Annotated in this window: 22 protein-coding genes; 8 read left to right on the plus strand and 14 right to left on the minus strand. The window is 71.0% G+C overall.

The genetic code is table 11. From position 1 onward, the window contains the following. Positions 1–354: DUF4142 domain-containing protein (locus MFF54_RS04590; protein WP_238301461.1), on the plus strand; the 354-nt coding region annotated here is incomplete at its 5' end. Between the two features lie 155 nt (positions 355–509). Here MFF54_RS04590 and MFF54_RS04595 read toward each other — a convergent pair. Genes MFF54_RS04595 through MFF54_RS04605 form a run of 3 tightly spaced genes read right to left on the minus strand, consistent with a single transcriptional unit; the run spans position 510 to position 2,521 of the window. Beyond that, a complete protein-coding gene (locus tag MFF54_RS04595; RefSeq protein WP_238301462.1) occupies positions 510–1,175 on the minus strand; it encodes a carbonic anhydrase in 666 nt (221 codons plus the stop codon). A gap of 60 nt (positions 1,176–1,235) precedes the next feature. Beyond that, complete coding sequence (locus MFF54_RS04600; protein WP_238301463.1) at positions 1,236–1,742, minus strand: NUDIX hydrolase; 507 nt, start codon at positions 1,740–1,742, stop codon at positions 1,236–1,238. A 32-nt stretch (positions 1,743–1,774) separates the two neighbouring features. Continuing rightward, entirely contained in the window at positions 1,775–2,521 is a 747-nt protein-coding gene (locus tag MFF54_RS04605; protein WP_238301464.1) for a DUF429 domain-containing protein, read from the minus strand. A 76-nt stretch (positions 2,522–2,597) separates the two neighbouring features. Between MFF54_RS04605 and MFF54_RS04610 the strand changes: the two genes are divergently transcribed. Beyond that, positions 2,598–3,482, plus strand: a complete 885-nt coding sequence (locus MFF54_RS04610; RefSeq protein WP_238301465.1) for an HpcH/HpaI aldolase/citrate lyase family protein — start codon at positions 2,598–2,600, stop codon at positions 3,480–3,482. After that, entirely contained in the window at positions 3,479–3,994 is a 516-nt protein-coding gene (gene dut / locus MFF54_RS04615; RefSeq protein ID WP_238301466.1) for a dUTP diphosphatase, read from the plus strand. The genes MFF54_RS04610 and dut overlap by 4 nt, the downstream gene beginning before the upstream one ends. Positions 3,995–4,101: 107 nt before the next feature. Here the strand turns inward: dut and MFF54_RS04620 are convergent, their stop codons facing one another. Continuing rightward, positions 4,102–5,961, minus strand: a complete 1,860-nt coding sequence (locus MFF54_RS04620) for a glycoside hydrolase family 15 protein (RefSeq protein ID WP_238301467.1) — start codon at positions 5,959–5,961, stop codon at positions 4,102–4,104. A 279-nt stretch (positions 5,962–6,240) separates the two neighbouring features. Here MFF54_RS04620 and MFF54_RS04625 point away from each other — a divergent pair, with 279 nt between their 5' ends. Continuing rightward, positions 6,241–6,384: a hypothetical protein gene (locus MFF54_RS04625; RefSeq protein WP_238301468.1), complete on the plus strand. Its 144-nt coding sequence runs from the start codon at positions 6,241–6,243 to the stop codon at positions 6,382–6,384. Here the strand turns inward: MFF54_RS04625 and MFF54_RS04630 are convergent. The 3 genes from MFF54_RS04630 to MFF54_RS04640 form a co-directional block, all read right to left on the minus strand. Then, positions 6,365–7,090, minus strand: coding sequence for a gamma-glutamylcyclotransferase (locus MFF54_RS04630; RefSeq protein ID WP_238301469.1), 726 nt, complete (start codon positions 7,088–7,090; stop codon positions 6,365–6,367). The genes MFF54_RS04625 and MFF54_RS04630 overlap by 20 nt on opposite strands. 214 nt (positions 7,091–7,304) lie before the next feature. Continuing rightward, positions 7,305–9,419 carry an ABC transporter ATP-binding protein/permease gene (locus MFF54_RS04635; protein ID WP_238301470.1) on the minus strand — a complete coding sequence of 705 codons (2,115 nt, stop codon included), beginning with the start codon at positions 9,417–9,419 and terminating at the stop codon, positions 7,305–7,307. A 157-nt stretch (positions 9,420–9,576) separates the two neighbouring features. Beyond that, a complete protein-coding gene (locus MFF54_RS04640; RefSeq protein WP_238301471.1) occupies positions 9,577–9,888 on the minus strand; it encodes a hypothetical protein in 312 nt (103 codons plus the stop codon). Between the two features lie 250 nt (positions 9,889–10,138). Between MFF54_RS04640 and MFF54_RS04645 the strand changes: the two genes are divergently transcribed. Together MFF54_RS04645 and MFF54_RS04650 are read left to right on the plus strand one after the other, a co-directional pair. Further along, on the plus strand, positions 10,139–10,771 hold the full coding sequence (locus MFF54_RS04645; protein ID WP_238301472.1) for a 2OG-Fe(II) oxygenase: 633 nt from the start codon (positions 10,139–10,141) through the stop codon (positions 10,769–10,771). Between the two features lie 19 nt (positions 10,772–10,790). Continuing rightward, positions 10,791–11,504, plus strand: a complete 714-nt coding sequence (locus MFF54_RS04650; RefSeq protein WP_238301473.1) for a peptidase inhibitor family I36 protein — start codon at positions 10,791–10,793, stop codon at positions 11,502–11,504. A gap of 32 nt (positions 11,505–11,536) precedes the next feature. On the opposite strand, the gene parC is transcribed toward MFF54_RS04650, so the two are convergent. Beyond that, on the minus strand, positions 11,537–13,786 hold the full coding sequence (gene parC, locus MFF54_RS04655) for a DNA topoisomerase IV subunit A (protein ID WP_238301474.1): 2,250 nt from the start codon (positions 13,784–13,786) through the stop codon (positions 11,537–11,539). A gap of 48 nt (positions 13,787–13,834) precedes the next feature. Further along, on the minus strand, positions 13,835–14,551 hold the full coding sequence (recO, locus tag MFF54_RS04660) for a DNA repair protein RecO (protein ID WP_238301480.1): 717 nt from the start codon (positions 14,549–14,551) through the stop codon (positions 13,835–13,837). Positions 14,552–14,641: 90 nt separating this feature from the next. Here recO and MFF54_RS04665 point away from each other — a divergent pair, with 90 nt between their 5' ends. Beyond that, positions 14,642–15,034, plus strand: a complete 393-nt coding sequence (locus MFF54_RS04665) for a hypothetical protein (RefSeq protein ID WP_238301475.1) — start codon at positions 14,642–14,644, stop codon at positions 15,032–15,034. A gap of 143 nt (positions 15,035–15,177) precedes the next feature. Here MFF54_RS04665 and eda read toward each other — a convergent pair whose 3' ends face one another. The 5 genes from eda to groES all read right to left on the minus strand — a co-directional run bounded on the left by eda (position 15,178) and on the right by groES (position 21,270). After that, positions 15,178–15,795, minus strand: a complete 618-nt coding sequence (gene eda / locus MFF54_RS04670) for a bifunctional 4-hydroxy-2-oxoglutarate aldolase/2-dehydro-3-deoxy-phosphogluconate aldolase (protein ID WP_238301481.1) — start codon at positions 15,793–15,795, stop codon at positions 15,178–15,180. A 179-nt stretch (positions 15,796–15,974) separates the two neighbouring features. Beyond that, positions 15,975–17,798, minus strand: a complete 1,824-nt coding sequence (gene edd / locus MFF54_RS04675) for a phosphogluconate dehydratase (protein WP_238301476.1) — start codon at positions 17,796–17,798, stop codon at positions 15,975–15,977. Positions 17,799–17,951: 153 nt separating this feature from the next. Further along, the gene (locus MFF54_RS04680; RefSeq protein WP_238301477.1) at positions 17,952–19,073 is read right to left on the minus strand and encodes an asparaginase; all 1,122 of its coding nucleotides are present in this window, start codon (positions 19,071–19,073) and stop codon (positions 17,952–17,954) included. Positions 19,074–19,254: 181 nt separating this feature from the next. Continuing rightward, the gene (gene groL, locus MFF54_RS04685; RefSeq protein ID WP_238301478.1) at positions 19,255–20,895 is read right to left on the minus strand and encodes a chaperonin GroEL; all 1,641 of its coding nucleotides are present in this window, start codon (positions 20,893–20,895) and stop codon (positions 19,255–19,257) included. Between the two features lie 87 nt (positions 20,896–20,982). Further along, positions 20,983–21,270: a co-chaperone GroES gene (groES, locus tag MFF54_RS04690; RefSeq protein ID WP_066926338.1), complete on the minus strand. Its 288-nt coding sequence runs from the start codon at positions 21,268–21,270 to the stop codon at positions 20,983–20,985. A 214-nt stretch (positions 21,271–21,484) separates the two neighbouring features. On the opposite strand from groES, the gene MFF54_RS04695 reads away from it, so the two are divergent. Next, positions 21,485–22,480: a CorA family divalent cation transporter gene (locus MFF54_RS04695; protein WP_238301479.1), complete on the plus strand. Its 996-nt coding sequence runs from the start codon at positions 21,485–21,487 to the stop codon at positions 22,478–22,480. The last annotated feature ends 54 nt before the right edge of the window (positions 22,481–22,534 follow it).

Raw genomic sequence — 22,534 nt, forward strand, 5'->3', positions numbered from 1 at the left:
GGCGGCCCGGTGGGCGGCCTTGAGGGCCTCGGCAGCGGCGCGGCCCGCGGCGCGGCGGTCGGCGGCCGTCTCGGCGGCATGGATGTCGATGCCACGGCCGGCACCGTGGTGCAGCCGAGCCCCGAGCAGCAGGCGATGCTGGCCGAGCTGTCCGCCACCCCCGCCGGCCCCCGCTTCGATCGGCTCTACGTGAGCCAGCAGCTGAAGTCGCATCAGATGGCCATCGGCATGACGCAGGCCTACGCCTCCTCGGGCCCGAATCCGGCGCTCCGCGCCTACGCCCAGCAGGCCCTGCCGGTCTACCAGCACCATTATCAGGAGGCCCAGCGTCTCCCGGGCGCCCGCGCGATGTGAGGCGCCTGCCCCCGGCCCTCGGGCCGGGGTTCCTTTGGAACGTCGCGGAGCGGCGGGCGCAGGCGCCCGCCGCTTTTCCTTTTCGTGGTTCAGGATCCTGCTGTTCACGGAGGCGGGTGACCCTCCCCGGCGCGGGAAGGGTCGAGGCGACCGCCTCAGTTGCAGCTCATCATCGCGGCGGGACGAATCGCCTGCCCGGCGCCGTCGACCGCGGGCGCGAAATCGCCGGTCTCGGGATTGCGGACGAGCAGCTGACCCGACGCAACGCCGAAATGGGCGCCGTGGAGCTGGAGCTTGCCCGCATCGACCCGCTCCTTGATGAACGGGAAGGTCAAGAGGTTCTCGAGGCTCTGGCTCACCATCGCGTGCTCGAGGCGGGTGAGGTAGTCCGGCGCCGAGGAATCGCCCGCCTTGGCCTCGGCGGGGGCCACCAGCGAGACCCACTTGCCGATGAAGTTGCCGGGCGAGAGCGGATCGGCCTTGTTGGCGAAGGCCTTGATGCCGCCGCAGGTGGCGTGGCCGAGCACCACGATGTGCTTCACCTCGAGCGCCTGAATCGCGAACTCGATAGCCGCCGAGGTGCCGTGATACTGGCCGCCGGTCTCGTGAGGCGGCACGATGTTGGCGACGTTGCGGACGACGAAGAGTTCGCCCGGGCCCGCGTCGAAGATCGCTTCCGGCGCGACGCGGCTGTCGCAGCAGCTGATCACCAGCACCTCGGGGGCCTGGCTGGTGGCGAGCTGCTTGAAGCGGCGGCTCTCCTGCGGAAAGCGGTCCGAGAGGAAGGACCGGTATCCCGCGGTCAGGGCTTCGGGGAACATGGTGTCTCCTGCGTACGGAAAGAGGACAGGCTCGACGGCGCGGCGCGGGGGGCTGCCGGCTCAAACGTCCCGCCATGACAAAACGACGGGCTCGGCAGGAATCATCCCTGCGACCACACCGCGCGCCAAGTCTGCAAGTCCGGCCGGCTCGATGTGTTCCTCGGTCGCGCACAATTCACTCACGCTCCACCAGCGCGTTCCGAGAACCGGATTGTCCTCCGTCTCCGCGAGGCGGCTGGTATCGACCTCCGCATCGGGCAGGCGGACCAGGAAGTAGCGCTCGCGCGCGTCCCGTCCCTGCTTGAACAGCCGGAACGGCCCGTCGCAGGCGGCGATCTGCGGCCCGATCTCGGTCTCGCGGCCGATCTCTTCCGACAACTCGCGCCGGCAGGCCTCGACATGGCTCTCGCCCGCCTCAAGGCCGCCGCCCGGCATGAACCAGAAGGTCTTGGGGCTGCCGTCCGGATTGCGGGCATGAACCGATTGGTAGGCGATGAGCAGCAGCCGGTCCTCTGGGTCGAAGACCAGGGCGCGGGCGATGTGGCGGATCGGCAGGGAGTCGGTCATGTCCCGGTTCTTAGCAGGATCACGCCGGGAGCTCACCGGGCAACCGCTTCGGGCGCCCAGATCACGACGGGCAGGCCGTGCGGGTCGCGCTCGAACGGGTCCGGCAGCGGACGGGCGCGTCCCATCAGGATGTCGCGGGCGACGACGAGGCCCGCCATCGCGTCGAGATGGTCGTCCTGGCCGACCCCACGGGGCGGCGGCTCCAGGACCATCGCCTCCGGCAACCCCGCCGCGCGAAGGAGCGCGCGGCGCGCGGCGAGGCCCGCCTGCCGCTCCGCCCCCTTCTTGGCCGCCGCGAGCGGCAGGCCGCCGTTGAGGCAGCGGAAGGCGATCTCGGGATGGACCTCGTGCAGGCGATCACGCAGGTCGGGGCGTGCGCGCAACAACGCATCGACGGCGCGGATGTAGGGCGCGATGTTCCAGCACTGGATCGAGGGCGCGAAGGGCGGGTCGCTGTCGCGGCGGGAGAGCGCCTTGGCGGTCTCGTAGTCGGGGGCGTAGAGCGCGGCCCGCGGCGGCACCGGGAAGACGCTGGCGCGGCCCCGGGGGCCGAGCAGCGCGCGGGCGGCCCGGTCGGCGGAGCGCCCGCCGCCGACGCTGCGTTCGGGCAGGCCGATCGGGATGTCGATGCCGGCGCAGACCGGCGCCTCCGGAGCGTCCAGCACATCCGCGACGGTGGCGAACAGGCCCGCGCGGTGGCGCGACGGGTCGTCGAGGTCGAGGAGCACGCCGGCCCAGGCGCCCCGGCAGCCGTCGAGCCCCGCGATCCAGCGCGCCAAGCCTTCTCTCCCGCCTTGTCTCGGTGCCGCCGTAGCGGTATCGGCCGGACGATTCCAGAGCGCTCGGGGACCCGCCATGACCGAGATCCGCCCGCGCCGCAGCGTCCTCTCCATGCCGGGCTCCAACGCCCGCGCCCTGGAGAAGGCCGGCGGCCTGCCCTGCGACGTCGTGCTGATCGACCTGGAGGACGCGGTGGCCCCCGAGGTCAAGGGCGAGGCCCGCGCAGGGGTCGCCGCCGCGGTCTCGGACAGGCGCTTCGGCCACCGCGAGGTGGTGGTGCGGATCAATCCGCTCGATGGCGACCACGGCGAGGACGATCTCGTGGCATTGGCGCCCGCAGCCCCGGACGGGATCCTGGTGCCGAAGGTGGCGGGACCCGAGGCGCTGGTGGCGGTGGGCTCCCGCCTGCGCCGCCTGAAGGCGCCCCCCGGCATCCGCATCTGGGCGATGATCGAGAGCCCGCTCGCCATCCTCAACCTCGCCGACATCGCGAGCGCGGCCCGCGACGTGGACGTGCGGCTCGCGGGCCTCGTCGTCGGCCCGAACGACCTCGCCAAGGCGGCGCGGGTGCGCCTCGGGCCGGGCCGGGCCGCGCTGATGCCCTGGCTGATGGGCGTGGTCGCCGCCGCCCGCGCCTACGAGATCGACGCGATCGACGGCATCTACAACGCCTTCACGGACGCGGAGGGCTTCGCGGCCGAGTGCGCCCAGGGGCGCGACTGCGGCTTCGACGGCAAGATGCTGGTCCATCCGAGCCAGATCGCGGCGGCCAACGCCGCCTTCGGTCCGACGCCCGAGGCGGTCGCGGAGGCCGAGGCGCTGATCGGCGCCTTCGCCATGCCGGAGAACCGGGGCCGCGGGGCGATCAATTTCCAGGGCCGCATGGTCGAGCGCCTGCACGCCGAGGAGGCGCGCCGCGTGCTGACCCTCGCCGAGGCGATCGCCCGGCAGGGGGCATGAGCGCGGCGTCGGACGCGGGCCTGCCGGAGGTCGGCATCTGCCTCCTCGACCCGCGGCTCGCCGGCTGGGGCTTCCCGCACTGGGGCTCGGCGGCGGCCGCCGGGCTCGATCTCTTCGCCTGCCTCGACGCCGCCCTCCTGCTGGAGCCGCAGGCGGCGCCCGCGCTGATCCCGGCGGGGTTCAGCGTGCTGATCCGCGATCCCGGCTGGTGCGGGCTGGTCCTGCCGCGCTCGGGCCGCGGCCACCGGGACGGCCTCGTGCTGGGCAACGGGACCGGCGTGATCGACGCCGATTACGAGGGCCCGCTCATGATCTCGGCCTGGAACCGGAATCCGTCGGGCGCGCCGATCCGGATCGAGCCCGGCGAGCGCATCGCCCAGATGGTATTCACCCGGGTCGCCCGGCCGCGCCTCGCGGTCGAGGCGGCGCGCCTCGCGCTCGAGACGGGGGAGGGCAGCACGGGCACGGGATCGGCCCGCGGCAGCGGCGGCTTCGGGTCGAGCGGCCGCTAGAGCGTTCTCCGCCGAAGTGGATGCCGGTTCGGCGCAAGAGAGCGCGTCACAACAAGGGCCCAGAACCATTCCCGATTGCGACGCGATCGGGAATGGTTTCGGGCGCCTCATTCCGCGGCCCGCCGCGGCGGCTCCGCGTCCGGAAGGCCGTAGCGGTCGATGCAGGATTGCAGACGCAGAGCCGCGTTGATCAGCGCCATGTGCGAGAACCCTTGCGGCGCGTTGCCCCGTTGCTCGCCGCTCGCCGCATCGATCTCCTCCGCGAAGAGGCCGACATCGTTGCCGCGCGCGATCAGCCGCTCGAAGGCGGCCGTCGCCTCGCGGGTGCGGCCGGCGAGCGCGAGGCAGCCGACGCGCCAGAAGGCGCAGGCCGTGAAGGTCGCCTCGTCGCCCTCCAGCCCGTCGTCCATGCGGTAGCGGTAGATCAGGTCGCCGTCGCCGAGTTCGTCCTCGATCGCGGCGAGCGTCGCGAGCATGCGTGGGTCCTGCGGATCGATCGCGCCGAACAGCACCACGCGCAGCACCGCCGCGTCGAGGTGGTCCGACTCGTAGGCGCCGACGAAGGCCTGCTTCTCGACGTTCCAGCAGCGGTCGAGATACTCGGCCTTGAGCGCCTCCGCCTCCCGCTCCCAGGCGGCGATCGTCTCCGGCGCCACGCCGCGGATGTTGCGGCCGATGCGTGCGGCGTCCGTCAGCGCCACCCAGATCATCGCCTTGGTGTGGAGCTGCTGGCGCGGGTCGGTGCGCAGCTCCCAGATGCCGTGGTCGGCGACGTCGCGCGCCTCCAGCGCCCGGCGCGTGAGGTTGTCGAGCACCTCCGGCAGGCGGTCGTTGACCTTCTCCGGCGGGTCGTAGCGCACGGCCTCCAGGAAGACGCAGAGCGCGCGGACCAGCTCGCCGTAGATGTCGTGCTGGTCCTGGTGCTCGGCGGCGTTGCCGATCAGCACCGGGCCGACGCCGCGCCAGCCGGAGAGGTGGGTCAGCGCCTCCTCCGGCGGCATCGGTCCGTTGATGCCGTAGAGGAGGCGGGTGTCGCGGCCGAAGCTGCCGTCGGCCTCGCGCAGGAAGCGCAGGAATTCCGAGGCCTCGCGCACGTAGCCCAGCATCACGAAGGCCGTGACCGTGAAGGTCGCGTCGCGCATCCAGGTGAAGCGGTAGTCGTAGTTGCGGTTGCCCGGCACCGCCTCCGGCAGGCCGGCGGTGGCGGCCGCGATGATCGCGCCGGTCGGCGAGTAGGTCAGCAGCTTGAGGCAGAGCGCCGAGCGCAGCACGGCCTCGCGGTAGGGGCCCCGGTAGGTGCAGCGCGCGCTCCAGCGCCGCCAGTAATCGACCGTCGCCTCGGCCCGCAGCTTCGCGCCCGCGAAATCGTCGACGCCCGCGCTGTCGCCGTCCTCGCCGTGGGTGAGGACGAGGTAGGTGCTCTCGCCCTCGACGAGCGCGAAGCGGCTCACCGCCTCGGCGCCCTCGACCCGCGGGTCCTCCCCGGCGCTCACCCGCACCCGCTGCTCGCCCGCCTCGAACAGCACCCAGTGCGCCTCCTGCACCGGCTCGCAGGGGCAGCGGGCGTAGTCGAAGGTCGGCCGCACCCGGAACGCCCCCGCAACATGGCCGGAGACGCAGGTGAGAAGGCGCAGCAGGCGGCTCTCGCCTTCGCCGTCCGGCCCCTCGTCGGGCTCGGTCGCGGGCGGGTTGACCGGCATTAGGTCGAGGAGAACCGCCCGGCCGGTGGCGGTCTCGAAGGTGGTCTCCAGCACGTTGGTCTCGGGCAGGTAGCGCCGCGTCGTGCGCGCCAGCCCCTCGAACGCGACCGCGCAGAAGCCGCCCGTCCGGTCATCCAGGATCTTCAGGAAGAGAGCGGGCGAGTCGTGCCGGGGCCAGCACAGCCAGTCGATCGAGCCGTCGCGGGCGACGAGCGCGTTCGAGTGGGTGTCGCCGATGATGGCGTAGTCGCTGATGGGCTTCGACACGGCGCTCGCTTGGCTGGGGACGGGCGGATCGGGAGCTAGGGGCCGGCCTGCCTCGATCGAGCCCGGCCGACGATATGCCACACGGTTTTCACCCTTCGTTGACCCTGTCGGCACCCCGAGCCGGGCCGGCCCTGGTTCATGTGCGCCAGCGCAGATCCGCCGCCGACGATCCCCCGTACAGCCGTGCTTGAGACATCGCCGCCGCGCCCACGACCGGGCCCGGCGATGCCGCGGGCGATGCCGGGATGCGGCCGCCCGGGATGCGGGATCTTCGGGACCATGCGGACCAAAGTTGTGCTGGCGCTGACGCTGTTCGTCCTTCTGACGACCGGCAAGACGCCGGGTTTCCGCGAGTTGCGGAACCCCGATGCCGAGCACCACGGCGGGCGCTCCGCGGTCGCGCTCAAGCGGGATCAGCTGTGAGGCCGATCCGCGCGCGCAGCCGCTCGGCCACGAGCTTCTGCAACGACCATAGGTGCCGGTCGCGGATGCCGAGCGCCGCGCAGGCCTCGACCGTGCGGAACAGGTACTCGGCGCTGGGGCCGAGATGCCCGCAGGCCGCGGCGATCCGGTCGGCGATCTCCGCGTCGGTGAGGCGGCCGCTGTAGCGGTCGCTCGCCCGGTTCACCAGGAAGGTGAGGGCCGGGACCGTGCCGCCCTCGGTGGCGACCGGCAGCCAGCGGGCGACGTAGCCCATGCCGCGCATCTCCCGCCGCCAGACCGGCATCAGGATCTGGTGCAGGTCCGTGCCCATGAGCCGGAAGGCGACGCCGCGGCAGAGTCCGCCCCGGTCGAGGGCCAGCACGAAGCCGGGCTTGTCGGGCGTGCCGCGGAAACGCCGCTGGAGCAGGCAGAAGCGGCGGTGGAAGCCCCGCACCGTGCCGAGCCGGCTCTCGGCGAAGTCGAATTCCGGCCGCCACATCAGCGAGCCGTAGGCGAAGACCCAGAGCTCGTCGCCGCCGGTGCGGTCGGCGATGACGGCCTCGAGGCCCGGCCGCAACTCCTCGTCCGTGAGGAGCTTCAGGGCCGTCTCGTCGTCCGGGACGGGCACGGCGTGGGCGCGGGCGATCAGGTCGAGGCTGAGGTCGAGGTCGTCGGCGAGCGGAGCGGGGGACGTGAGACGGGGCATCTGCGGAGCGGAGCATCCGGCGCGGCGTATGGCAACCCGGACGCACCGTTGGCTCCGCGCGTCGGTGACGCCGGAGTTCGGGTGGCGAGAGGGAGACGTCCGCGGGGAAGGCGCGGTGCCGAACGCGCGTCAATCACGTGCCCGGATCTGGAACGTCATACCCCCTCGCCCCAGCCTCTCCCTATGGGAGAGGGAGGAGCGGCGCGGTCGCGCGCTACTCCGCCGGCACCGGCATGCGCGCGTCGCGCGGGGTGAACAGCCCGCCGTCTCCCGGCTGCATCTCGACCCGGCGGTCGTGGAGCGCGTTGAGCGTCGAGCGGTGGCCGATCGAGACGATCGTCGTGCCGGGCAGCCGCTGGCGCAGCATGCGGTAGATCGCGGCCTCGCTCGGCTCGTCGAGGGCCGCGGTCGCCTCGTCGAGGAAGAGCCAGTCGGGCTTGGCCAGCAGGGCCCGCGCGATGGCGACGCGCTGCTGCTCGCCGCCCGAGAGACGCCGGTCCCAGTTGTCCACCTCGTCGAGCCGGTCGGCGAGATGGGGCAACTGCGCCGCCGTCAGCGCCTCGCGGATCGCCGCGTCATCGACCTGATCGACGGTGTTCGGGTAGGCGATGGCGCCGCGGAGCGTCCCCAGCGGCAGGTAGGGCCGCTGCGGCAGGACGAGCGCCGACTGCCCCACCGGCACGTCGACCCGCCCCTTGCCGAAGGGCCAGATGCCGGCGATCGCCCGGAACAGGGTCGACTTGCCCGAGCCGGAGGGGCCGGCGACGAGCGTGGCCGCGCCCTTGGGCAGGACGAGCTGGTCGGCCCGCACGATCTCCCGCCCGTCCGGCAGCGCCAGCGTCAGGCCGCTCGCGCTCACCTGGCCTCCCGTGGCGTTGCCCTGCTCCAGCCCGTATCCGGCGGCCGAGAGCGCCTCAGCTTTCGTCATCGCCCGCTTGAACGAGCCGAGACGGATGGTGTTGGCCCGGTAGGAGGCCAGCGTGATGTAGCTGTTCACGAAGAAGTCGAGCGAGCCCTTCACGTTGCTGAAGGCATCCGACGTCTGTTGCAGGGTGCCCAGCGTGATCTTCTTCGCGAAGAAGGACGGAGCCGCCACGATCAGCGGGAAGACGGCGCTCGCTTGCCTGTAGGTGAAGGTGAAGGCGATGAGCTTGATGCGCCGGAAGATGATGCCGACGTAGTTGTCGATCACCGCGTGGAACAGCGTGGCGAGCCGCGAGGCCTCGGCCCGCTCGCCGCGCAGCAGCGCGATCTGCTCGGAATAGATGCGGTTGCGGGCGAGCGAGAAGCGGAAATCGGCCTCGACCTGCTCCTGGCGGAAGTTCAGCCCGATCAGCGGCCGGCCGATGACGTGGGTGAGCCAGGTGCCGACCACCGCGTAGGCGATCACCAGCCAGACCAGGAAGCCCGGGATCACCGTGTCGGTGAAGGGCAGCACGAAGTCGCGCGAGATCGTCCACAGGATGACGATGAAGGAGACGAGCTGCGCCGCCTGGGAGAGCAGCCGGATCGACAGGCTCGCGGTCTGCTGGATGAAGGCGTTGACGTCCTGCTGGATGCGCTGGTCCGGGTTGTCGGCCTCCACGTCCGTGAAGGGGATGCGGTAGTGCGTGCCCTTGCCGAGCCAGCGCTCGTAGAGGCTGTGCGTCAGCCAGGTGCGCCAGCGGATGTGCAGGGAGGAATCCACGAAGAGGTCGAACATGCCGATCGCGATGTTGATCACCGCGAGCGGGATGAAGATCCAGGTGATCTGGTACCAGAAGGCCTCGGCGTTCAGCTCCTGCAGCGTGTTGTACATGTCGCGGTAGAAGAAGTTGAACCGCAGGGTCAGCGCCACGTCGGCGAAGTTCACGAAGATCGAGAGCGCGACGAGGCGCTGGCCGATCTTGCCTTCCGTGCTGCCGAACCAGCGGAACAGGCCGATCTCCTTGGTCGGCGCGTCCCGATTGGCGAAGTAGGGATCGGCGATCAGCGTGATGTCGCGGATCGGCTTCCAGTAGGAGATCGCCAGCACGATGCCGCCGAAGACCACGGCGCCGGTCGCCGCGAAGGCCGGAGGCAGGAGCGCGGCGATGACCGGCGGCAGGGCCCCCATGGCGGCGAGCGTCTTGGTGCCCGCGAGCAGCAAGTAGCCGATGCCGTAGACCGAGACGAAGATCTTCAGGTAGGCGGAGAGGTTGGCCGAGGCCAGCAGGATGCCCGCCATGGCGAAGCCCGCCAGCGAGACGTAGAGCGGCGGCGAGGGGATCCCCGGCATCGCCAACAGCACCAGGGCGGCCAGTGCGGTGAGCACGGCCTGAATCCCGAGCCCGCTCCTGATTGCGGCCACGCGCGTCTCCCAGATCGTCCCAAGGCGTCCGGGGCATCACGGCCCCGTGCCGCCGTCAGCGGCAGTGACGGCGGGTCGTGGCGAGATAGTGGCACCGGGCCGGCGATGTCCCGTGAAACTTTCGCAATCTCCCGCCCCGCCGTTGCGGCCGATCCGCCTACCAGTCCCACTCCTCGAAGCCGGGCTCGCGGCAGCGGTAGCCGACCGGGCATTGCGGGTTGTCGCGGGTCGGCACGAAGCGCAGCTCCGCGATCTCCGAGAAGGTGCAGAAGGAGCGGTCGCGCACGAAGCGCTCGGGCGGCCCCTTGGGCGGCGCGAGCAGGACGGCACCCTCCTGCTTCACCAGCGCGATGGCGTCGGCACAGGTCAGGAGCCGGGAGGTCGAGGCGGAGGGCCGGCCCTGGGCCTCGGCCGGGGCGCCCGGGGCGACGAAGCAGGTGATGAGGCAGGCGCTGACCAGGCGTCGCATCGTCGGAAACAGGCGCCTCAGCACGCACGGAGAACCCGAAAGACCGCGGAAGCATGGCAGTTTCCACAGCCGGCGGGAAGAGGTGGGGTGTCACCCGCTTGCCCACCCGGGAGATAATCCGCCGTGGGAGCGCCGTAATCGCGCGGTTTATGGATTTGCCGCAGGCGCAAGCCGGTTAACATTCCGTTGCTCCCGCCTGCGGACGCGTCGCGACGCTCGCACTTCTTCCTCTGGGGGGTCCGGTTCTCTGATGACGACGCTCTCGATCCTCGATCTCGACGCCGTGCGGGCCGCCCCCGTGGCCCGCGAGCCCTACGCGTGGACGCTCGGCCAGAACGTGCTCAGGCCCGACGCCATCCCGGCGATCCGCGACGACTTTCCGGACATCGCCAAGCCCGGCTATCTGACGGTAGACGAGGTGGCGCTCAAGGGCCGCTTCAAGGCCCTGATCGACGAGCTGGAGAGCGACGCCTTCTCCCGAATCCTCGGCGAGAAGTTCGGCATCGATCTCGTCTCCTGTCCGCGGCTCACCACGATCATGCGGCGCAGCCAGCCGAAATACGGCTCGATCCACACGGACGGGCCGTCCAAGGTGCTCACCCTCCTCGTCTACATGAACGACGCCTGGGACGCGCCGGCCGCCGGCCGGCTCCGGGTTCTCTACGACGGCCAGAACTACGAGCCCTTCGCGGTCGAGGTGCCGCCCACGATGGGCACGATGTTCGCTTTCCTGCGGGCGGACAATTCCTGGCACGGGCACGAGCCCTTTGAGGGTGAGCGCCGCGTGGTGCAGGTGGCGTGGCTGAAGGACGCGTCGGAGCTGGAGCGCAAGAAGAAGCGCAACCGCACGGCGCAGTTCCTGAAGGGCATCTTCGGGCGCTGAAGGCCCGGCGGGGGGGAGCATGGCCGGGGGAATGGCGATGGTGGCGCGCCCGGAGCCGGCGCTGCCGGAGGAGGGCGCGGAGACGGGCCGGGGCAGCCGCGCCTGGCTCGGCGTGCCGCTTGTGCTCGCGGCAGGCTGGGGCGCGTTCCTGGCCTACAGCGCGGTCTTCCTGACCGAGGACATGCCGCTCCGCCCGCCCGTCGTCGAGCGCGAGGGCCCGGCCCTCGATTTCCCCGATCCGGGCCCGAACGCGATGCAGGCCGCGCGCCGCGTCGCTTACGGGCTCGACGATGCGGCGCGGGAAACCGGCCAGGCGGGCCTGCCCGGCGCGGGCCAGGGCAGGACAGTACCGCCCCATCCGGCCGAGACGCGGCCCATCGCAGATCCCCAGGCGGCGCCGCTCGCCGGCCACCCGGTTCCGCTGCTGCTGCATGAGCGGACCGACCATATCGGGGTCTGGGGACCGAACACGGCCGCCTGCGGTGCACCGCACCGGCGCCGGGGCTACTATCAGGCCACGATCACGAGCGAGCGCGCGCAGGCCGGGCGCACAATCTGCACCTTCCATGACGGGCGGCGCGTCGGCAACGCCTGGGTGACAGGGGCCGACTGCACCGACCGCGGCCGCCGCTGGTCCTCCCAGGTCCGCCTCGTGGTCGACGGGGACCGGCTGACCTGGACGAGCGCCCGGGGCAGCACGACCTACGTGCGCTGCAGCCGCCGGGCGGGGTGAGCGTCCGCAGCCTCCGGGCTCCGGACCGGACGCTACGCCCCGAACCGCTCGAATTTCGGGAAGCTTCGGGTCATCAGGGTGCCCGCGTCAGAGCGGTGGCCCATCCACTTCTCCAGCATGCCCTGGTTGGCGAGGCGGCTCTGGCCTGCGCTGTCGCGCCAGGGCAGGCCCTCGGCGAGCGTGAAGACGTGGGCGCCGGCCAGTACCGTCTGGCGGCAGCGCTGGAGCCGCACGCCCTTGCCGCGGGCGAGCTCGGACAGCTCGGTCACGGGGAAGACCAGCAGCAGCTTGTCGGCCGTGCAGACCGCGACGTGGTCGCCCTCTCCGGCGGGCACGAGGAGCGCGGCGGTCGCGTCCCCGTCGAGGCCCAGCACGTTCTTGCCCTTGCGGGTGTTGGCGACCAGCGCGTCGGACGGCGCCAGGAAGCCGCGCCCGTCCGAGCCCGCGATGAGGAGGCGGCTCTCCGGCCGGTAGGGCAGGGCGGCCACGACCTCGGTGCCGTCGTCGAGATCGACCATCAGCCGGACCGGGTCACCGAAGCCGCGCCCGCCCGGCAGCTTCGAGGCCTCGATGGTGAAGACCTTGCCGTTCGAGGCGAGCAGCAGGATCTTGGCCGTCGTCTCGCTCGGGAAGGCGATCTTGAGGGCGTCGTCGCCCTTGAACGAGACACCCGAGAGATCGGCGACGTGGCCCTTCAGCGCCCGGATCCAGCCCTTCTCGGAGACGATCACCGTGATCGGCTCGCGCTCGACGAGCGCCGAGGTGAAGTCCACGCCCGCGGTGTCGGGCGGGTTCTCGAGGGTCGTGCGGCGGCGGCCCAGCTTGGTCTCGGGGCCGAAGGTCTTCTTCACGGCCCGGATCTGGGCCTGGACCGTCTTCCACTGCCGCTCATCCGAGCCCAGCAGCGCCTCGATCTCGGCCTTCTCGGCGGTCAGCGCCTCGAACTCGCGCTTCAGTTCCATCTCCTCGAGGCGGCGGAGCGAGCGCAGGCGCGTGTCGAGGATGGCGTTGGCCTGGATCTCGGTGAGGTCGAAGCGGGCGATGAGGGCGGCCTTCGGCTCGTCCTCCTCGCGGATGATGCGGATCACCTCGTCGAGGTCGAGATAGACGATGAGCAACCCGCCCAGGATCTCCAGGCGCCGCTCGATCTGCCCGAGGCGGAAGCGCGAGCGGCGCTGCAGCACCACGCGGCGGTGATCGACCCACTGCCGCAGGCACTCGGCGAGGCCGATGACGCGCGGCACGAGGCCGTCGACCAGCACGTTGAGGTTGAGCGGGATGCGGGCTTCCAGCTCGGTCAGCCGGAACAGCGACTCCATCAGGATGACCGGATCGACGCTGCGCGAGCGCGGCTCCAGCACGATGCGCACGTCCTCCGCGGATTCGTCCCGGACGTCGGCGAGCAGCGGCAGCTTCTTCTCCTGGAGGAGCTCGGCCATCTTCTCGATGAGCCGGGCCTTCGGGATGCCGTAGGGAATCTCGGTGACGACGATGTTCCAGGTGCCGCGGCCGAGATCCTCCTTCGACCAGCGCGCCCGCACCCGGAAGGCGCCGCGACCGGTGCGGTAGGCCTCGGCGATCGACGCGGCCGAGTCGACGAGGATGCCGCCCGTCGGGAAGTCCGGTCCCTGCACGAACTTGGCGAGCTGGCCGGATGTCGCCTCCGGGTGGTTGATCAGGTAGAGGGCCGCGTCGCAGAGCTCGGCCGCGTTGTGCGGCGGGATCGAGGTCGCCATGCCGACCGCGATGCCCTGGCTGCCGTTGGCCAAGAGGTTCGGGAAGGCCGCCGGCAGGACGATCGGCTCCTCCTTCTCCCCGTTGTAGGAGGGGCGGAAATCGACCGTGTCCTCGTCGATCCCGTCGAGCAGGAGCCGCGCGACCTCGGTGAGCCGCGCCTCGGTGTAGCGGTAGGCCGCCGGGCCGTCGCCGTCGATGTTGCCGAAATTGCCCTGGCCGTCGACCAGCGGGTAGCGCTGGGCGAAGTCCTGGGAGAGCCGCACCAGCGCGTCGTAGATCGCCTGGTCGCCGTGCGGGTGGAAATCGCCCATCACGTCGCCGACGATCTTGGCGCACTTCTTGTGCGCGGTGGTCGGGTCGAGCCGCAGCAGCCGCATGCCGTAGAGGATGCGCCGGTGCACGGGCTTCAGGCCGTCGCGCGCGTCGGGCAGCGCCCGGTGCATGATCGTGGAGAGCGCGTAGGCGAGGTAGCGCTCTTCCAGCGCGGATTTCAGCTCGACGCTCTCGATGCCGTCGCCGGACGGCGGCTCGAAGGGCTGTCCCATGACGGCTCCGACTTCCCGTGATCTATCTAGAACATACCATGAACATCCTCAGCCGTCACGCAGGCTGAGTGCGACGAACCGGGCGCGTTCCTCCGGCACCGGCAGGGCCCGCGGGCCCCAGATGTGCTGGGTGAGGAAATAGCCCGTCAAGGTAAACCCCTTGGTAACGTCGTCCGGACCCATCCCGGCGCCGACCAGGAAGCCCGGCAGCGGCAGCAGCCGGTCGCGGTAGGGTTCGCCGGCCGAGGCGCTGACCGCTCGGCCCGTGCGGGGCGAGACGTAGATCAGGGCGTCGTTGGAGCCGGTCGCCGCGCAGGCGCCGAGATCGAGGCCGAAGCCGAGCTCGGCGAGCACGGCGAGCTCGAAGCGCACCATCAGGGGAGGGGCGATGTCGGGATCGTCCAGGGTGTCGATGAGGATGCGGGCGGCCTCGTAGAGTTCCGGGTGCGGGTCGCGCTCGGGGAGGAGCCGCAGCAGCCCGGCCATGTGGGTGACGCCGTAGAGCGCGAGCGATGAGCCGATCAGCCGCGAGACCGCGGATTCCTCCGGCTCGACCCGGTAGGCGCCGAGCCCGTCGTCGAGGCGCGCCCGCCAGTTCAGCCGCACCCGGTTGCCCGGCTGGAGCACCGGCTGCATCCGCCGCGAGCGCCCGCCATGGACGAGGCCGAGATGGCGCCCGTGCGCGCGGGTCAGGGCCTCCAGCACCGCGCCGGTCTCCCCGTGCCGACGCACGCCCAGAACGATGCCCTCGTCGGTCCACTGCATGGGGGAGAGATAAGCACTCGCGAGGCGTTCGGCACCTGTTCCGTTCGAGGCCAGCATCGGTCTATTCTCCTAAATGCAGGAGAGATTCGCATGCGCTGCCCAGTCCTGGCCTCGGCCGCCGTCGCGCTGCTCGCCGGCGGCTGCCTCGGTCCCCGAGCCGGACCGGTTGTCCCGACGGCGGGGCCCATGCGCGAGCGCGTCGCGGCGCTCGCCCTGCGGCAGGTCGCCTTCGGCTCGGTCTCGCTGATCCCGGTGCGGTTCGAGCACGCCCGGATCAGCGGGCCGTTCCAGGACGCGGGTCGCACGCTCTACTGCGTCTCGGCCCAGATGAAGGGGCGGACCTTCGGCAAGCCCGAGAAGCCGAAGATCGTGGTGCGGGAGGACAAGGGCGCGCTCGCGGTGATCGAGGACGACGAGGTCTGCACGGGGCACCGGACCGAGCCGTTCCCGGAGCTGGAAACGCTGGGCAACCGGGCGGGGTAGGGGGCGCCCGACGCCCTAACGGAGCAGGCAGATGACGGCGCCCGCTTCCGCGCCGTTGTCCCGGGACCGCGAAGCGGAGCCCGGGAATGACGGTGGCGGGATCTACGTGGCTCCAATCCATCGCCTCGCGAGGATGAGGGATCTCATCCCCGCCGTAGCCCGGAGGCCGCCTCCGCCGCCGCCCGGATCGCCGCCGGATCCGGCGCGCCGGGCTTCACCACCCAGCTGCCGCCGACGCAGAGCACGGCCGGCTCGGCGAGCCATTGCGGCGCGCTCGCCTCCGTGATGCCGCCCGTCGGGCAGAACCGGACCTGCCCGAACGGCCCGGCCAGCGCCTTCAGGGCCTTCAGCCCGCCGGAGGCCTCGGCGGGGAAGAACTTGAAGCGGTCGAGCCCGTGGTCGAGCCCGCGCATGATGTCGGCGGCGTTGGCCACGCCCGGCAGGTAGGGCACGCCGTTGGCCTTGGCGGCGTCGGTCAGCGGGTCGGTGAGACCCGGCGAGACGATGAACTCCGCGCCGGCCGCGAGCGCGGCGTCGAGGTCGCGCGGGTTGAGCACCGTGCCGGCGCCCACCACCGCGCCCTCGACCGTCGCCATCGCGCGGATGACGTCGAGCGCCGCGGGCGTGCGCAGAGTGACCTCCAGGGCGGTCAGCCCGCCCGCCACCAGGGCCTCGGCGATCGGGACCGCGTGGGCCGCGTCCTCGATCACCAGGACCGGGATGACGGCGACGGAGCGCATCAGCGCGTCGATGCTGGTCAGGTCGTTCACGGCATCACCTCCCTGTGGTCATGGTTTCGAAAGGTCCGAGACCTTTCGCGGGTGCAGGGTGGAACCCCGCATTCGTCCTCTTCGACCCGGCTCTGCCGGATCGAAGAAGACAATCCCGGGGCTGCGCGCCCCGGCCCCCGCCAAAGGGCCTCGGGCCCTTTGGGATCCCCCTACAGGCCCGCGGCGGCGAGCATCGCCGAGGCGCCCTGCTCGGCCCCGTCGGAGCCGTGGCGCATGAAGGCGAACAGCTCGCGGCCCGTGCCCGTCTCGGGCGGCGGGGCCTCGGCCGGCGCGCGGGCCGCGAGCTCGGCCGTGTCAACCATCACCTCCAGCAGACCCTCCTCGGCGCTGAGCCGCACGATGTCGCCGTCGCGGATCCGGCCGATCAGCCCGCCGGCCAGCGCCTCCGGCGTCAGGTGGATCGCGGCCGGCACCTTGCCGGACGCCCCCGACATGCGCCCGTCCGTGACCAGCGCGACCTTGTGGCCGCGGTCCTGCAGGACGCCCAGCGGCGGGGTCAGCTTGTGCAGCTCCGGCATGCCGTTGGCGCGCGGGCCCTGGAAGCGGACCACCACCACCACGTCGCCCTCCAGCTCACCCGCCTTGAACGCCCGGATGACCGCGTCCTGATCGGAGAACACCCGGGCCGGCGCCTGGATCGTGCGGCGCTCGGGCTCGACCGCGCTGGTCTTGAAGGTGGCGCGGCCGAGATTGCCCTTCACCAGCCGCATGCCGCCATCCGGCTGGAACGGCTCCGCCGGCCGGCGCAGCATGGCGGGATCGAGGCTCTCGGGCACCGCATCCTCGAAGACGAGGTCCTCGCCGTCGAGCTTGGGGTCGCGGGCATGGTCCCGCAGCGAGCCGCCCGCCACCGTCAGGATGTCGTCGTGCAGGAGCCCCGCATCGATGAGCGCGGCGATCACGAAGCTCATGCCGCCGGCGGCGTGGAAGTGGTTCACGTCGCCCGAGCCGTTCGGGTAGACCCGGGCGATCAGCGGCACGGCCGCCGAGAGCCGGTCGAAATCCTCCCAGTCGAGCACGATGCCGGCCGCCCGCGCCATGGCCGGCAGGTGAATCGCGTGGTTGGTCGAGCCGCCGGTGGCGAGAAGCCCCACTACCGCGTTCACGATCGCCTTCTCGTCGATGCACAGGCCCAGCGGCCGGTAGTCGTTGCCGTCCGCGCCGATCTCCGTGAGGCGGTGGATCGCCGCCCGCGTCACGGCCTGGCGCAGCTTCGTGCCCGGATTGATGAAGGAGGCGCCCGGCATGTGCAGGCCCATCACGTCCATCATCATCTGGTTGGAGTTGGCCGTGCCGTAGAAGGTGCAGGTGCCGGCCCCGTGATACGAGGCGGACTCGGATTCGAGCAGCTCCTCGCGGCCGACCTTGCCCTCCGCGTAGAGCTGGCGGATGCGCTGCTTCTCCTTGTTGGCGAGCCCCGAGGGCATGGGCCCCGCTGGGATCAGGATCGTCGGCAGGTGGCCGAACCGCAGCGCGCCGATGATCAGGCCCGGCACGATCTTGTCGCAGATGCCGAGGAGCGCCGCGCCGTCGAACATGCCGTGGCTGAGCGCCACCGCCGTCGAGAGCGCGATCGTGTCGCGCGAGAACAGCGACATCTCCATGCCGCGCTGCCCTTGCGTGACGCCGTCGCACATGGCCGGCGTGCCGCCCGCCACCTGCGCGGTGGCGCCGCGCTCGCGGGCGAAGACCTTGATCTGGTCCGGATAGCGCCCGTAGGGCTGGTGGGCCGAGAGCATGTCGTTGAAGGCGGTGACGATGCCGATGTTCATCGAGCGGCCCGCCTTGATCGCCGCCTTGTCCTCGCCCGACGCCGCGAAGCCGTGCGCGAGGTTGCCGCAGGCGAGCTTCGGCCGGTGCACGCCGGCCTCGCGCTCGCGCTCGATCAGGTCCAGATAGCGCCGCCGGCTCGCCTTCGAGCGCTCGACCACGCGGGCCGTGACCGCCGCCACCTCGGGATGGATCTCCGCCATGGGTTCTCCTCGCCGTCCGCCCCGCGCAGAGGCGCGGGCTGTGTCCGTCGTTTGAACGCGTTCTAAACCGCGGACGCAAAACTGTAAACGTTTTCACGAACCGCGATCGAAGCTGCGCGGCCCGGCGCCCCATCGGTGCCGGGCCGTTCGAACTCAGTACTCCCAGAAGATGCGCTGCAGCTCCTTGGTGTCGTTCGTCTTGGTGAGCGCCACCGCGGTGAGGATCTTGGCCTTCTGGGGATTGAGGTCGTGGGCCACCACCCAGTCGTATTTGTCGTCGGGCTGCTCGGCGTTGCGCAGCACGATGCCGTCGCCGACGCGGGACGAGCGCACGATCAGGGTGCCCTTGGACCGGAGGTCCTTCAGCGTGTCCACGAGGTAGCCCGCGACCGAGCCGTTGCCGGTGCCCGCGTTGACGATCGCCTTCGCGCCCGCCTCGACCGCGGCCGTGTAGGCCCCCGGGAACATGTTGCCGGAACCGTAGACGATCGCGACGAGCGGCAGGCTGTCGATCTGGTCGATGTCGAACTCGGAGCTCTTGCCGTGGCGCTTCACCGAGGAGCGGAAGAAGTAGGTCTTGCCCTCGACCACCATGCCGAGCGGGCCCCACTGGCTGGAGAAGGCGCTCGGCACCACGTTGACGCGCTTGGTGACGTCGCGGCCGGCCTGGATCTGGTCGTTCATCGTGACCATGACGCCCTTGCCGACGGCCTCCTTCGAGCCCGCGACCGTGACCGCGTCGAGGAGGTTGAGGGCGCCGTCCGCCGAGAGCGCGGTCGAGGGCCGCATGGAGCCGACGACGACGATCGGCTTGTCGCTCTTCACCACGAGGTCGAGGAAGAGGGCGGTCTCCTCCAGGGTGTCGGTGCCGTGCGTGACCACCACACCGTCGACGTCGTCCTGCTTCAGGAGCGCCGACACGCGCTTTGCGAGCTGCACGAGCTGCGCGTCGGTGAAGCTCTCGGAGGCGATCTGGAAGACCTGCTCGCCGCGCACGTTGGCGACGTTGCCGATCGCGGGCACGGCGGCGATCAGCTTGTCCACCGGCACCTTGGCGGCCTGGTAGGTCGCGCTGTTGGCCGCGTCCGCGCCCGCGCCCGCGATGGTGCCGCCGGTCGCCAGGATCACGACGTTCGGCTTGCGCGCCGCCTGACCAGCCGCGGTCTCCGGCATCTCGCGGGCGAGGGCGGGCAGGGGGCCGAGCGGGAGGGTCGCGAGAACGATCGAGAGGCCGGCCGCGCGGGCGAGACGGCGGCCGGAGCGAATCACGGGCATCGGGTGTCCTTGAGCTGCGATGAACCGGGGCGGATCCTAGGCAGGAGGTCCCACGACGCAAGAAGGGGACCGGACATGCCGGCCTGAGCGCGCCGGGATCGTCACGCGGACGCGGGGCGCAAACGCGAAAGGGGCCGCCTCGCGGCGACCCCTCTCCCGTCTCTCGACCGGTGGCGTGGACTTAGAAGTCCATGCCGCCCATGCCGCCGCCCGGCATGGCCGGAGCGGGGCTGTCCTTCTTCGGCGCGTCGGCGACCATGGCCTCCGTCGTCACCAGCAGGCCGGCGACCGAGGCCGCGTCCTGCAGGGCGGTGCGCACGACCTTGGCCGGGTCGACGATGCCGGCCTGGATCATGTCGACATACTCTTCGGTCTGGGCGTTGAAGCCGTAGGTCTCCGAGGAGGTGTTGTCGGTGATCTTGCCGACCACGATCGAACCCTCGACGCCCGCGTTCTGGGCGATCTGGCGGATCGGGGCCTCAAGGGCCTTCAGCACGATCTTGATGCCGGCCTGGACGTCCGGAACCTCGGACTTCAGCTCGGCGACCGCCTTCTTGGCGCGCAGGAGCGCGGTGCCGCCGCCGGGGACGATGCCTTCCTCGACCGCCGCGCGGGTGGCGTTGAGGGCGTCGTCGACGCGGTCCTTCTTCTCCTTGACCTCGACCTCGGTCGCGCCGCCGACGCGGATCACCGCGACGCCGCCCGCGAGCTTGGCCAGACGCTCCTGGAGCTTCTCACGGTCGTAGTCCGAGGTGGTTTCCTCGATCTGCGCCTTGATCTGGGCGACGCGGGCCTCGATGTCGGCCTTCTCGCCGGTCCCGTCGATGATCGTGGTGTTCTCCTTCTCGATGCGCACGCGCTTGGCGCGGCCGAGCATGGGGAGCGTCACATTCTCGAGCTTGATGCCGAGGTCCTCGGCGATCATCTGGCCCTTGGTCAGGATCGCGATGTCCTCGAGCATCGCCTTGCGGCGGTCGCCGAAGCCCGGAGCCTTCACGGCCGCGACCTTGAGGCCGCCGCGCAGCTTGTTCACCACGAGCGTGGCCAGCGCCTCGCCCTCGATGTCCTCGGCGATGATGACGAGCGGCTTGCCGGTCTGCACCACGGCCTCGAGCACAGGCAGCATGGCCTGGAGCGACGAGAGCTTCTTCTCGTGGATGAGGATGTAGGGATCCTCGAGCTCGGCGATCATCTTCTCCGCGTTCGTGATGAAGTACGGGGAGAGGTAGCCGCGGTCGAACTGCATGCCCTCGACGACGTCGAGCTCGGTCTCGGCGGTCTTCGCCTCCTCGACCGTGATCACGCCCTCGTTGCCCACCTTCTGCATGGCGTGGGCGATCATCTCGCCGATCTCCTTGTCGCCGTTGGCGGAGATCGTGCCGACCTGGGCGACCTCGTCGGAGGAGGCGACCTTCTTGGCGCGGGCGGTGATGTCCTTCACGGCGGCCTGGGTGGCGAGGTCGATGCCGCGCTTCAGGTCCATCGGGTTGATGCCGGCGGCGACGTACTTGGCGCCCTCGCGGACGATGGCCTGGGCCAGCACGGTCGCGGTGGTGGTGCCGTCACCCGCGATGTCGTTGGTCTTCGAGGCCACTTCGCGCACCATCTGGGCGCCCATGTTCTCGAACTTGTCGGCGAGCTCGATCTCCTTGGCGACCGTCACGCCGTCCTTCGTGATGCGCGGGGCGCCGAAGGACTTCTCGATGACGACGTTGCGGCCCTTCGGGCCCAGCGTCACCTTGACCGCGTCGGCCAGGATGTCCACGCCGCGCAGCATCTTCTCGCGGGCGTCGGCGGCGAAACGAACGTCTTTGGCTGCCATGTGGTGGCTTCCTTCGCTCTCAGGTTCTGGGGATGTGCCCCGAGACCGCGACCGGATCTCCAGGGGCGGTGGAAAGCGGTGACCGACTTAGGCGACGACGCCCATGATGTCGGACTCCTTCATGATGAGGAGGTCCTGGCCGTCGATCTTGACCTCGGTGCCCGACCACTTGCCGAACAGGACGCGGTCGCCGGCCTTGACGTCGAGCGCGTTGACACGGCCCTGCTCGTCGCGGGCGCCCGGGCCCACGGCGACGATCTCGCCCTCCTGGGGCTTCTCCTTGGCGGTGTCGGGGATGATGATGCCCCCCTTCGTCTTCTCCTCGCCCTCGATACGGCGGACGACGACGCGGTCGTGCAGCGGACGGAACTTCATGAGCTGCCCTCTTGCTTCAGAACTCGAAGTGGCGTTGATGCGGCGCGCGTCGCCGCCTTCAAGCCCGTCCGTTAGCACTCGTCAGGACCGAGTGCTAACGGACGGTGGCGAGATAGCCACAGGCCAGCGCTGAGTCAAGACTGTCGCACCCCCGCATGACGCGGCGACGACGTGCTTCGTCTCCCGCCAGCCCTCTCAGGGATAACGATCCGCCATGCTGACCCTGCACGGACCGGAGGGCCTGCTCGCGCCCGCCGATGTCGGATCGGGCGCCGCCCTCCCGGCAGACACGGTCTGGATCGACCTGAACGACCCCTCCGCCGAGGAGGCGCGGGCGGTGGAGGCGGCGACCGGCATCCGGGTACCGTCCCGCACGGCGCTGAGCGAGGTCGAGAGTTCGAGCCGCCTGCGCCGCCTGAAGAACGGGCTCTCGCTCTCGACGCCGATGATCACCTTCGAGCGCGCCGACTCGCAGGTGAAGCCGCTCGGCTTCGTGCTGACGGCGGACCACCTCGTCACCGTGCGCTTCCACGAGCTGCGCGCCTTCGAGGCGGCCCAGAAGCGGCTGGCGGAGGGCGAGCGGGCGGCCTCCAGCACCGAGACCTTCCTGCTGATCGTGGAGGAGCTGGTCGACGGTCTCGCCGACGCGCTGGAGGACATGGGCGCCGACCTCGACGCGCTGGCGACGCGGGTCTTCGACTTCGACGTGAGCGCGGGCCGTCCCCGCACCGGCGAGACCGCGCCCCGGCGGCGGGACCTGGCGCTCCGCCGGATCCTGCGCGGCATCGGCCGGCGCGGCAAGGCGCTCGGCAAGATCCGCTCCAGCCTGCTCGGTCTCCAGCGGATCGTGCCCTACGTGGCGGGCGCCTGCGAGGACCTGCTCCGCCAGGAGGAGGACGGGCGCTTCGAGACGATCCGCCGGGACATCGAGTCCCTGGACGAGTTCGAGACCCGGCTCTCCGAGAACGTGCAGTTCCTGCTCGACGCGGCGCTCGGCCTGATCCAGATCGAGCAGAACAACGTCTTCCGGGTGCTCACCGTGGTCTCGGTGGTGGGCGTGCCGCCGACGCTCATCGCCTCGATGTACGGCATGAACTTCAAGCACATGCCGGAACTGGACTGGGCCTACGGCTACCCCTACGCGCTCGGGCTGATCCTGATCAGCGCGCTGGTGCCGATCCTCTACTTCCGCATCCGCGGCTGGTTCTGAACCGCCCCCGACGCCGAAGCGGCCCCCGACCGAACCGGTCGGGGGCCGCTTCGG

This window comes from Methylobacterium gregans (assembly GCF_022179245.1).
GTDB lineage: Bacteria > Pseudomonadota > Alphaproteobacteria > Rhizobiales > Beijerinckiaceae > Methylobacterium > Methylobacterium gregans.

Coding starts and splice junctions, on each gene's coding strand:
- MFF54_RS04610 (WP_238301465.1), top strand. CDS start 2,598: ATGACCGAGATCCGCCCGCGCCGCAGCGTCCTCTCCATGCCGGGCTCC.
- MFF54_RS04595 (WP_238301462.1), bottom strand. CDS start 1,175: ATGTTCCCCGAAGCCCTGACCGCGGGATACCGGTCCTTCCTCTCGGAC.
- MFF54_RS04665 (WP_238301475.1), top strand. CDS start 14,642: ATGCGCTGCCCAGTCCTGGCCTCGGCCGCCGTCGCGCTGCTCGCCGGC.
- MFF54_RS04695 (WP_238301479.1), top strand. CDS start 21,485: ATGCTGACCCTGCACGGACCGGAGGGCCTGCTCGCGCCCGCCGATGTC.
- edd (WP_238301476.1), bottom strand. CDS start 17,798: ATGGCGGAGATCCATCCCGAGGTGGCGGCGGTCACGGCCCGCGTGGTC.
- MFF54_RS04630 (WP_238301469.1), bottom strand. CDS start 7,090: ATGCCCCGTCTCACGTCCCCCGCTCCGCTCGCCGACGACCTCGACCTC.
- parC (WP_238301474.1), bottom strand. CDS start 13,786: ATGGGACAGCCCTTCGAGCCGCCGTCCGGCGACGGCATCGAGAGCGTC.
- MFF54_RS04625 (WP_238301468.1), top strand. CDS start 6,241: ATGCGGACCAAAGTTGTGCTGGCGCTGACGCTGTTCGTCCTTCTGACG.
- MFF54_RS04650 (WP_238301473.1), top strand. CDS start 10,791: ATGGCCGGGGGAATGGCGATGGTGGCGCGCCCGGAGCCGGCGCTGCCG.
- MFF54_RS04640 (WP_238301471.1), bottom strand. CDS start 9,888: ATGCGACGCCTGGTCAGCGCCTGCCTCATCACCTGCTTCGTCGCCCCG.
- groL (WP_238301478.1), bottom strand. CDS start 20,895: ATGGCAGCCAAAGACGTTCGTTTCGCCGCCGACGCCCGCGAGAAGATG.
- groES (WP_066926338.1), bottom strand. CDS start 21,270: ATGAAGTTCCGTCCGCTGCACGACCGCGTCGTCGTCCGCCGTATCGAG.
- dut (WP_238301466.1), top strand. CDS start 3,479: ATGAGCGCGGCGTCGGACGCGGGCCTGCCGGAGGTCGGCATCTGCCTC.
- MFF54_RS04600 (WP_238301463.1), bottom strand. CDS start 1,742: ATGACCGACTCCCTGCCGATCCGCCACATCGCCCGCGCCCTGGTCTTC.
- recO (WP_238301480.1), bottom strand. CDS start 14,551: ATGCAGTGGACCGACGAGGGCATCGTTCTGGGCGTGCGTCGGCACGGG.
- MFF54_RS04680 (WP_238301477.1), bottom strand. CDS start 19,073: ATGCCCGTGATTCGCTCCGGCCGCCGTCTCGCCCGCGCGGCCGGCCTC.
- MFF54_RS04645 (WP_238301472.1), top strand. CDS start 10,139: ATGACGACGCTCTCGATCCTCGATCTCGACGCCGTGCGGGCCGCCCCC.